Source organism: Micromonospora foliorum (genome assembly GCF_022229015.1).
Lineage (GTDB): Bacteria > Actinomycetota > Actinomycetes > Mycobacteriales > Micromonosporaceae > Micromonospora > Micromonospora foliorum.
The window spans coordinates 1-9,723 of record NZ_JAKKFF010000113.1; the positions used below are offsets into that span (position 1 = coordinate 1).

A 9,723-nucleotide genomic window follows, 5' to 3' on the forward strand; every position below is an offset into this window, starting at 1 on the left:
GGGGCTGGGGCTGGGGCTGGGGGTCAGCCTTCCAAGATGATGTTGTGCAGGTGTGCGATGCCGGAAGCGGTGTCGGTCAATGTGCGGGCGGCGCGGTGGTAGTCGCGCAGGATCTTGAAGCACTTCATCCTTGCCAGGGTGTGTCCGACCTGCGCGGAGGAAGCGGTCACCGTGACCGGCGGAGCAGCCGGGCCGGCGGGGCGTGCGTGGCAGTTTTCCGGCGGGCTGCCCGACAGGCGGTGGAGGGGGTACGAGCGTGGCTGCTGAGCGAGGACTTTGGCTCGCGGTGCTGGGTCCGGTACGGGCCTGGCGGGACGGACGGGAGATAGACCTCGGATCGCCGCAGCAGCGGGCGGTCCTGACGATCCTGCTGCTGAGCGATGGTGTGCAGGTCTCATCCGAGACACTGGTCGACGGCGTATGGGGAGACGACCCGCCGCGTACGGCAGTCGGGATCGTACGGACCTACGTCTACCGGCTCCGGAAGGTGCTGGGCGGCGACGGGTCGCCCCTGGTCATCGAATCGGTCGCCGGTGGTTATGTCGTACGCGTTCCGGCCGAGGTCCTCGACCTCGGCATGTTCCGCCACCGGCTTGCGCAGGCCCAGGAGGCCCGACGCGCCGGTGACCTTGCGCGGGCGGCGAGCGAGCTGCGCGACGCCCTCGACCTGTGGCAGGGCACGCCGCTTGTGGGCATCAAGGGGTCCTTCGCCGACGGTCGGCGCACCGGCCTCCGGTCGCTGCAACTGGCTGCGGTCGAGGGGCGGTTCGACCTCGACCTCCAGCTCGGCCGTCACGAACAGGTGGCCCTCGAGTTGACCGAGCTGGTCACGGAGCACCCCCTTCGTGAGCGGCTGCGCGAACTGCTCATGCTGGCGCTGTACCGATCGGGTCAACAGGCCGAGGCGATAGACGTCTACCAGCACGCCCGGCGACTCCTCGCCGAGGAACTGGGCATCGACCCGGGACCGGCACTGCGCGACCTCTACCAGCGGATCCTCGCGGCGGACCGGGACTGGGACGCCGTGGCAGCCGATCGGCCGCCGTTGGACCAGCCGCTCTCGGCACCGTCCCAGCTTCCGCCGGACCTGCCGGACTTCACCGGACGCGCCGACCTCCTCGCCCGCGCCGTCCACCTGTTGACCCGCCCCGACGCGACCACGGTGCTCGGCGTTGACGGACTGGCCGGGGTGGGCAAGACCGCCTTCGCCGTCCATCTGGCACACGCGGTGCGCAACCACTTCCCCGACGGGCAGGTCTACGTCGACCTAACCGACGAGGGCGGCCAGCCGGTCGGTCCGGGTCTGGTGCTGGAATTCCTGCTCCAGGCTTTCGGCGTCCCGCTCCGTGAGCTGCCGGGCCTCGTCGGTCAGCGGGCGGCCCTCTGGCGGAGCATGCTCTGCGGCCGGCGGGTACTCGTCGTCCTCGACGACGTCCGGCACAGTGCCCAGGTTCGTGAGCTGCTGGCGATGTCGCCCGGGTGCGCCACGGTCATCACCAGTCAGCGCCGACTTATCGACCTGCCCAGCTCACACTGGCTGCGGCTCGACGTACTGAAGCCGGACGAGGCGTTAGCCCTCTTCGAGCGGGTCGCCGGCCGCGACCGGGTGAGCGACGACCTCGACATGGTGACCCGGCTGACGGGGAAGTTCTCGTACCTGCCGCTTCCGGTGCGGGTGGCGGCCGCGCGACTCGCGAGCAGACCCCGGGGCAGCCTGGCCGCCGTCGAGCACTACCTGTACGTGGACAAGTACCTCAACGGTGACTCGGGTCAGCCGATGTTCGAGGACTGCCGGATCGCCGCCGCCCCGATCGAGCGGGCGTACCGGCGGCTGGACGACACGCTGGCCCGCGCCTTCCGGCTGATCGCCCTGCCCGATGCTCCGGACGTGTCGATCATGTCGGCGGCGGCGATCCTCGACGTCGAACCGAACACCGCGGTGGAGGCCCTCGAGTCCCTCGCCGACCTGCACCTGATCGAGCCCGACGGCTCACGCCGTTACCACTACCTCGGCCTGATCCGGCCCTGGGCGCGGCAGCGGGCGTATTCCCAGGACGGCATCGCCGCCTGTGACGCGGCAGTCGCCAGGTATGTCGGCTTCCTGTTGGCCAGCGCATGCAACGCCCTGGACACGGCCAGCGTGGTGGAGTCGGGGATTCGGGTGCTCGACGTCGCTGACCTCACCTTCCGCGACCGGGAGGCCGCCGAGAGGTGGCTGTCGGAGCGCCGCCGGCACCTGCTCACCGCGATCGACCAGGGCGAGGCGAACCCAACCGTGGCGCGGGCACTGCACCGGGAACTGGCGATGGTCGCGCAGGCGCTCCACGCCGACCCGGCGGCGCTACGCGCTGCCGTCTGACTGCCTGGTGGGGGCGGTCCAGTCACCGGGGCGCCGCCGGCCGCATCCACGCATCGTCCATCAGTCGTAGATCACGCGATGGTGCGATCGCCCGGTCGCCGGATTCCTACACGCGACGCGAAACCGATCGACCTTGGAGCGCACATGCCCACGCCATCTTCCCGGCCTGACAGGGTCCAGATCCACCGCCACGAGGCGGACGAACTCGGTGCCGAGGTCACCGGAACCGTCTTCCTGCCCGGCGACGCCGGCTACGAGGGGGAGTGCGCCACGTACAACCTCGCCCACCCGCACCGCCCGGCCGTGGTGGTGGGGGCGGTCACCGCCGCGGACGTGCAGGCGGCGGTACGGTTCGCGGCGCGCCGGCGGCTGCCGGTTGCCGTCCTGGCCACCGGCCACGGAACGCCGATGGCCTCGGACGGGGCGGTGCTGATCGCCACCCGGCGGATGGACGCCGTCACCATTGACGAGGCGAACCGGGTTGCCCGGGTCCAGGCCGGCACCCGCTGGGAGCAGGTTGTGGCGGCGGCCGCGCCGTTCGGCCTGGCGCCGCTCAACGGTGCATCCCCGACCGTCGGGGTGGTCGGCTACACGCTCGGTGGCGGGCTCGGCCCGTTGGGCCGCGCGTACGGGTACGCCTCCGACCGGGTACGCGCCATCGACCTGGTCACCTCCGACGGCGAGCTGCGCCAGGTGACCCCGTCGAGCGAGCCGGACCTGTTCTGGGCACTGCGCGGCGGGAAGGGCAACTTCGGCGTCGTCACCGCCCTCGAGTTCGACCTCGTACCGTTGCCGCATTTCTACGGCGGTGGTCTCTTCTTCCCCGGTGAGTACGCCCCGCAGGTGCTGAACGCCTGGCGGGAGTGGGTCGCGACGGTTCCGGACGAGATGACCTCCTCGGTCGCGTTGCTCCGGCTGCCGCCCCTGCCCGAGGTGCCCGAGCCGCTGCGGGGACGGTTGACCGTGCACGTCCGCATCGCGTACGCGGGCACCGCCGCCGACGCGGAGCCGTTGGTCGAGCCGCTGCGTGCGGCCGCCCCGAGCATCATCGACACGGTCGCCGAGATGCCGTACGCGGCGGTCGGTTCGATCCACGCCGACCCGCCCGCGCCGATCCCCATGTATGACCGGTCCGCGCTGCTGCGGGACTTCCCGGCCGAGGCGGTGGACGCCATCGTCGAGCTGGCCGGGTCGGGCGCCAACTCTCCACTGGTGCTGGTCGAGATCCGTCACCTCGGCGGTGCCCTGGCGCGTCCCGGCGGGTCGCCGAGCGCGATCGACCACCACCAGCTTCCGTTCCTGTTCTACACCGTGGCCATCGCCGGCCCCGACCAGGCGACCGCGGTCGACGGGTACGCCGCGAAGCTGCTCCAGAACCTGGCCCCGTGGGACAGCGGACGTCGTCTCGTCAACTTCCTCACCGCCACCGACGCCACCGCCGAAGGGGTCCGTGGCGCCTACACCACCGCCACCTACGAGCGGCTGCGGGCGGTCAAGGCCAGCTACGACCCGGAGAACCTGTTCCGGGTGAACCAGAACATCGAGCCGCTGCCGAACGCCTGACGGTTGCGCTGCGGGCCGCGTCCGTTCCTCCTCGGACGCGGCCCACCCCGCCGTCGAGGATCGGCGGCAACCGACGCTCCGGTGACAGGCTTCCATCAGGACTTCAGCTTCGCTCAGCACCTTCTCCCTCTGCTCGGCACTGGAGGAAAACGATTCGCCACCGGAACCCATCGCCCATCCTGGACCCACCACCACCCCGAGCCCCGGACACCTACCCCGCCGTCGCCGGCAGCTTCCTTGTCGGTCAGTCGCTCGTCTCTGTGGGCTACCAAGAAGCCGTAGCCTCCTGGCCTTGACGTACTGCGGCTGGACTATTTCCACGAAGGTTCGGTGGGCATGGCCAGTGCCAGAAGGCCGAGCGCAGCTTGGGGTACGAGGACGAACAGTGGGGGTCGCGGTAGGCCGGCCAGGCGCCGACCGGGAGGGCGGCGGCGCTCAGCAGCAGCGCCAGGCCGATGGTCATCCGGGTCCATCGGAGCGGGGCGAGGGAGTGCACGGCGGCGGCCAGCAGCCAGACTGTCCAGACGATGATCCCGGTGGTGGCGAACGGGTGCGAAGGTCGGCACGCCCCAGGATGCCCGGCCGGCGATGGTCTCGGCTGCTGTCCAGATGCCGGCGAGGGCGGTCCCGGTGGTGAACGCGAGGGTGGCGGCGAGGCGCACCCCGGGGATGAGGTCGGCCGCGCCGGCGGCCCGCAGCCGCTCGCGGACGCCGCCGGTCACCACGTCCGCGGCGTCGGCCGGTGACGGCCAGCGGCGGCCGGGGTCGGCCAGATCGAGGTACGTCCCGACGATCTCGGCGCCGCGGTCCCGCCGGTAGCCCAGCGGGTACGCGTGGAGTAGCCGTCGATAGCGGCGTTCGAGTTTCCTCATGCCATCCCTCCGACGTCCGTGGCGCAGCCTGAGGAGAGCGGGAGCGATCGCGGAGTCGGGCCGTGGCGGCCTCGACGTTTCGGCGCAGTCGATCGGTCTCCTCGCCAAGGATGGTGTCGCCGGCGGGGGAAAGGCGGTAGTAGCGGCGCAGTCGGCCGTCCACGATCTCCTCCCGGTGGACCTCGACCAGGCCGGCGTCGACGAGGCGGTCCAGCGCGCCGTAGAGGGTGCCGGGGCGCCAGTGTCGAGCAAGGAGGGGGATGCGATGGCCGACCGCCGGTGGCCCGTGACAGCATGGGCAGTGCTTACCGTGACGAGCGTGCTCTCCGTCGCGTCGGTCGTCGTGTGGGCGGTTGCCGCGCCGTCGTGGGATCCGTGGATGCTCTACTCCCTGGTCGACCTGGTGGTCGGGGCGGTGTACGGCGTCCTTGCCTGGCTGATGCTGACCCGCCGGGGTCATCTGGTCGCGTGGATCGTCGCTGCCGCCGGACTCGGCGGGGCTGTGTCCGTGGCGCTGGCAGCTTGGGCATATGGCCGGCGAGCGGTGGCCGTCGGTGCTGCCGGCGCCGGTCGTGCTCGGCGGGATGTATTGGTTGTGGATACCGGGCTACTACGCGCTCACCGTGGTGCTGCCGTGGCTGCTGCCGATCCGGGCCTTCGGCCGCCTCGACCGAGCCGCCATCGGCGCCGGAGTGGTGTTCATGATCGTGGTCATGGTGGTCACCACGTCGGATCCGTCCTCGCCTTGGCGGCCGTTGCCGGTCGACGACCCGGCGCTGCTGAGCCTCCGGGCGGCCGTCGCGCCCTGGCTGAATGCGGTCTGGTTCGCCCTCACCCTGGCCGCCGCGACCGGGGTGCTGGCTCGCCGGGTCAGCGCGAACCCGGACGAGCAGCGCGGTCTGGGCTGGCTGTCCATCGGCATCGGTCTGCTGGCCCTGGCGATCCTCCCGCTTGCTCTCGCGACGGCCTGGGGGGTGCCGGTCTACGGCCCGGTCGCGCCGTCGCTGATGCTGGCCGCCCAGGGCTTCTTCCCGACCGCGCTGCTGGTGGTCGTGCTGCGCCAACGCCTGTGGGGTATGGAGATGGCCGTCCGGCGCACGCTGGTCTGGGGGCTCTTGACGGGGATCCTCATCGGCTCGTACACGCTCGGGCTACTGCTGCTCAACCAGTTCGTCGCGCCGTCGTCGGTCCTGCCCGAGGCGATGGTCACCGCCACATTGGCGGCGGCGTTCCAACCGATCCGGCAATGGGTTCAGCGACACGTGGACCGGCTGGTGCACGGCGAGTCCGGTCGACCACTGATCCGCCAGGTCGCCGACCGGCTTCGTTCCGCCTAGCGCGGTCAGCTCATGCTCGACGCGGTCTGCGAGGGCATTGCCCGTTCCCTGCGATTGTTACGGTGACCATCAGCCCGGCCGGCGCCCCGGCGCTGGCCGGCGCGGGCGAGGCGCTGACGGTACACCTGACCGGCGAGGATTCGCCGGTTGGCGTCATGTATGCCTGGCCCAAACCAGGCGAGAAGCTCGGTCGCCGGGCCGCGTCGACGTTGACCGACCTGGCCCCGGTCGTGACCGCGCTGGTCGAACTGGCCCACGCGCAGGACGAGATCGACCGGGCTCGCGACGCCACCGCTCGGGCCCGTGACGAGGAACGCCGGCGACTGCGGCGGGACCTGCACGACGGGCTCGTGCCGGCGCTGAGTGGACTGTCGCTGGGGATGGCGGCGGTCCACAACATGCTGAGCGGGCGCCGGAGCGACCCGGTGATCGCGACCGTGGACGACCTCATCGGGCAATTGGCGACAGAGGCGGATCGACAGGCGGCGAGTGTGCGGGACATCGCCCTGGACCTGATGCCGCCGCTGCTCGACGACGGAGCCCTGGGTCCGGCCCTGGATCACTTGCGGGAGCGGTACGCGGGGGCCGGGCTCGCCGTCGAGGTGCGCGCTCCGCCGAACCGCCTGCGCGGCGACCTGGCCACCGCGGTGTACGGCATCATCGTCGAGGCGGTACGCAACGTGTACCGGCATGCTGGCGTGGACCGGTGCAGTATCGAGGTCGTGGGCAAAGTGGACGGGTTGGAGGTGTCGGTGACCGACCACGGGGTGGGTATCGACGCCCGGGCTCCCGCCGGTGTGGGAACCCGTTCGATGCGTGAGCGGGCCGAGGGCGCCGGCGGCCAGCCCACGATCACCTCACCGCCGGACGGTGTCGGCACCCGGGTCCAACTGGTCGTGCCCGTGGCCCGCCGGTGAACATCCGGGTAGCGGTAGTCGACGATCATCCGTTGTTCCGGCTCGGGTTGAGCGCGCTGGTCGGCACCCTGAGCGGGATTCAGGTCGTCGGCGATGCGATCGACGTCGCGTCGACCGTCGCTCTGGCTACGGTGCAGAGTCCGGACGTGGTGCTGATGGACCTGCATCTGGGCGCGGAGTCCGGCATCGAGGCGATCCGGCGATCCGGGCCGCCCAGCCCGAGGTTGCCATCCTGGTGATCACGATGCTCGACGACGATGACTCGCTCTACGGTGCCCTGCGGGCCGGCGCGTCCGGGTACCTGCTCAAGGGCGCCTCGCCTGCGGAGGTCGAACGAGGCATCCGCGCGGTCGCGAACGGCGAGGTCCTGCTCGGCTAGGAGGTCGGCTACCGCGCCGTGCACCTGATTGCCGGCCGGGCCAGCCTTCCGACAGCGTTCCCGCAGCTCACCGACCGTGAGCGGGAGGTACTGGATCTGGTGGCCAAGGGCCTGGACAATGCCTCGGTCGCGCAGCGGCTCGCGTTGAGCCCGAAGACCGTACGGAACCACCTGTCCAACGTGCTGGTGAAGCTACAGGTGGGCAGCCGTTCCCAGGCCATCGCGGAGGCCCGCCAGCGAGGACTCGGCCGGCCCTGACCACGCGTCGGGGGCCAGCCTCCGATCTGCGGGCCGGATGGGAGGAGGGCTGGTCCCCGATCGGATCAGGCGACTCTGGTGGTGGGCACGTCGACCCCCTCGTCGTGGCCTAGAACGTAGGTGGGTGTCTCGGCAGCGATCCAGCCGCCGAACGAGTTGCCGACGACGGTCACGCCAACCACCGCAGCGGCGGTGTGATCATGGCCCGGGCGCTCACCCGACTGCGGTCAGTCATCTGAGAGCGTGTTTCACATTGCTGTCAGTCGGGTGTGTTGAAGGTGCGGCGTTGTTGGCGGGTGGCGGGTTCGCCTCGGGTGAGGCGGCGGAGCATGCCGCCGAGGGCGGCCCATCGGATCATGGCTTCGGAGTTGCGCGGTGGGTTTCGTAGTCGCGGGCCAGGCGCGCCGAAACCTCGGTGGTGATAGTTGGGCAGGGCGCGTGGGCGGTCCAGAGACGAGGGTGTGCAGCCAGAATCTCCGCAGGTGGGGGGCCAGACCTCAGCCTGTTGGATCGCGAGCGTCAACGCGTATCCGCCAAGGCGCTTTCTGCTACCACCGAATGTGAGCCAGAGCCGTTATTTGTACAGTCCCGTCCGTGTCGGGGGCTTGGAGAAGACACTGGAGGTGGACCTGCGGTTGTGTTCGCAGAACGTCAGCTGGTTTCAGCGGCTAGCTCGGGGGTGAGTCCGTATCGGCGGATCCGTTGGGCCAGGTGGGTTTTGCCCTGCTCGGTGAGCAGGGCGAGCCAAGCGTCCGCGGCATCGGGTGTACCGGCATACACCTCCGCGCGTAGCTCGTCTGTGCGGCCGTGCTCACGCAGCAAGTCGACCATCCGTTGTCCGTTGTCCGTGTCGCCGGTGGTAGCTCGGCTGCGCAGCAGATCGATCGCCTCGTCGACGTGGCCCTGCAAGCTCAACAGCTCCGCTTGCTGGCCGACGGCGTATCCCTCGCCGATGTAGGCCGGACTATTGACCAGGGCTCGGGCCTCCTCCAGTTGGCCTTGCTTGGCCAACAGGTGGGCAAGTTGTTGGATGGCGTTCCGGTCGCCGGCGTTGGCCCGCCCATGTAACTCATCGATGTGGCCCTGCTCGAACAGCAGGTTGTTCAAGTGCCAGGCCGCGGTCTCGTTGCCGCTGTCGGCCCACTCACGCAGCTCATCGACACGGTTCTGCGAAACCAACAGCCTCGCCAGTTCGTGAGCGACTGTGCTGCCGACCTCGGCATCGGCTCGGATTCGCAGCTCGTCGACGCGGTTCTGCGAGGCCAATAGTCTTGCCAGTTCCGAAAGGGCGTACCAATCATCGGCGTCGGCTCGGGCCTGCAGCTCGTCGAAACGGTTCTGCGAAGCCAACACCCGTGCCAGATGGAGCGTGGCGCGCTCGTTGCCGCTGTCGGCCAAGGTCCGCAGGTCGTCCACACGGTTTTGCGACTCCAGGAACGTTGGCAGTTCGGTGTCCGCGTCGGCTCTGCCGCGGAGCAGCTCGATTGCCTCGTCGACACGGTTCCGCGAGGCCAGGAAATCTGCCAACCGTTGGGCGACATACCCGTCGGCCGCGTCGGCGGCCATGCCGATCGCTTCCGCCTCGTGGCCCTGCTCGGCTAGCAGCCTTACCAGCTGTCCGGCGGCGGACCGGTCGCCAGATTCGGCGGCGTTGCGCAGCACGGCGATCGCCTCGTCAATACGGTTATGCTGGGTCAGTAGCTCTGCCAGCTGTCCGGCGGCGTGCATATCGCCAGATTCGGCGGCGTTGCGCAGCACGGCGATCGCCTCGTCAATATGGCCCTGGTCGGCCAGCAGTGCTGCTAGTAGTTGGGCGGCGTACTCGGCGCTGGTATCGGCCCCGTTTCGGAGTATGTCGATCGCCTCGTCGATACGGTCCTGACGGTGCAGTAGCTCGGCCAGCCTTACGGCAGCGACGCCGCTGCCCGCGTCGACGGCGTTGCGAAGCACGCCGATCGCTTCGTCGGTGTGGCCCTGGTCGACCAGCAGATTCGCTAGCCTTAAGGCGGCGGATGTGTTGCCGCTGTCGGCCCAGTCA

The 9,723-nt window shown here is 70.1% G+C and carries 9 protein-coding genes and 2 pseudogenes; 7 read left to right on the forward strand and 4 right to left on the reverse strand.

Going from position 1 to position 9,723, the window contains the following annotated elements; genetic code table 11:
• Positions 1-23: 23 nt before the first annotated feature.
• Positions 24-173, reverse strand: a pseudogene (locus PSH25_RS10280) (IS5/IS1182 family transposase); the annotation flags it as partial.
• Positions 174-256: 83 nt separating this feature from the next.
• Between PSH25_RS10280 and PSH25_RS10285 the strand changes: the two are divergent.
• Complete coding sequence (locus tag PSH25_RS10285; protein ID WP_238658806.1) at positions 257-2,359, forward strand: AfsR/SARP family transcriptional regulator; 2,103 nt, start codon at positions 257-259, stop codon at positions 2,357-2,359.
• Positions 2,360-2,503: 144 nt separating this feature from the next.
• Complete coding sequence (locus tag PSH25_RS10290) at positions 2,504-3,922, forward strand: FAD-binding oxidoreductase (RefSeq protein ID WP_238658807.1); 1,419 nt, start codon at positions 2,504-2,506, stop codon at positions 3,920-3,922.
• Positions 3,923-4,233: 311 nt separating this feature from the next.
• On the opposite strand, the gene PSH25_RS10295 is transcribed toward PSH25_RS10290, so the two are convergent.
• Both PSH25_RS10295 and PSH25_RS10300 read right to left on the reverse strand, forming a co-directional pair.
• Positions 4,234-4,794, reverse strand: coding sequence for a hypothetical protein (locus PSH25_RS10295; RefSeq protein ID WP_238658813.1), 561 nt, complete (start codon positions 4,792-4,794; stop codon positions 4,234-4,236).
• 4 nt (positions 4,795-4,798) lie between these two features.
• Positions 4,799-5,032, reverse strand: a pseudogene (locus PSH25_RS10300) (PadR family transcriptional regulator); the annotation flags it as partial.
• Between the two features lie 292 nt (positions 5,033-5,324).
• Here PSH25_RS10300 and PSH25_RS10305 point away from each other — a divergent pair.
• From PSH25_RS10305 to PSH25_RS10320, 5 genes are all read left to right on the forward strand, one after another.
• A complete protein-coding gene (locus tag PSH25_RS10305) occupies positions 5,325-6,131 on the forward strand; it encodes a hypothetical protein (RefSeq protein ID WP_238658808.1) in 807 nt (268 codons plus the stop codon).
• A gap of 62 nt (positions 6,132-6,193) precedes the next feature.
• A complete protein-coding gene (locus PSH25_RS10310) occupies positions 6,194-7,048 on the forward strand; it encodes a sensor histidine kinase (RefSeq protein ID WP_238658809.1) in 855 nt (284 codons plus the stop codon).
• Between the two features lie 32 nt (positions 7,049-7,080).
• Positions 7,081-7,287, forward strand: coding sequence for a response regulator (locus PSH25_RS10315; RefSeq protein ID WP_238658810.1), 207 nt, complete (start codon positions 7,081-7,083; stop codon positions 7,285-7,287).
• A gap of 5 nt (positions 7,288-7,292) precedes the next feature.
• A complete protein-coding gene (locus PSH25_RS33630) occupies positions 7,293-7,427 on the forward strand; it encodes a response regulator (RefSeq protein WP_274527270.1) in 135 nt (44 codons plus the stop codon).
• A gap of 18 nt (positions 7,428-7,445) precedes the next feature.
• Positions 7,446-7,685, forward strand: coding sequence for a helix-turn-helix domain-containing protein (locus PSH25_RS10320; protein ID WP_238658811.1), 240 nt, complete (start codon positions 7,446-7,448; stop codon positions 7,683-7,685).
• 651 nt (positions 7,686-8,336) lie between these two features.
• Here the strand turns inward: PSH25_RS10320 and PSH25_RS10325 are convergent.
• A partial coding sequence (locus PSH25_RS10325) for a tetratricopeptide repeat protein (RefSeq protein WP_238658812.1) occupies positions 8,337-9,723 on the reverse strand: 1,387 nt, incomplete at its 5' end.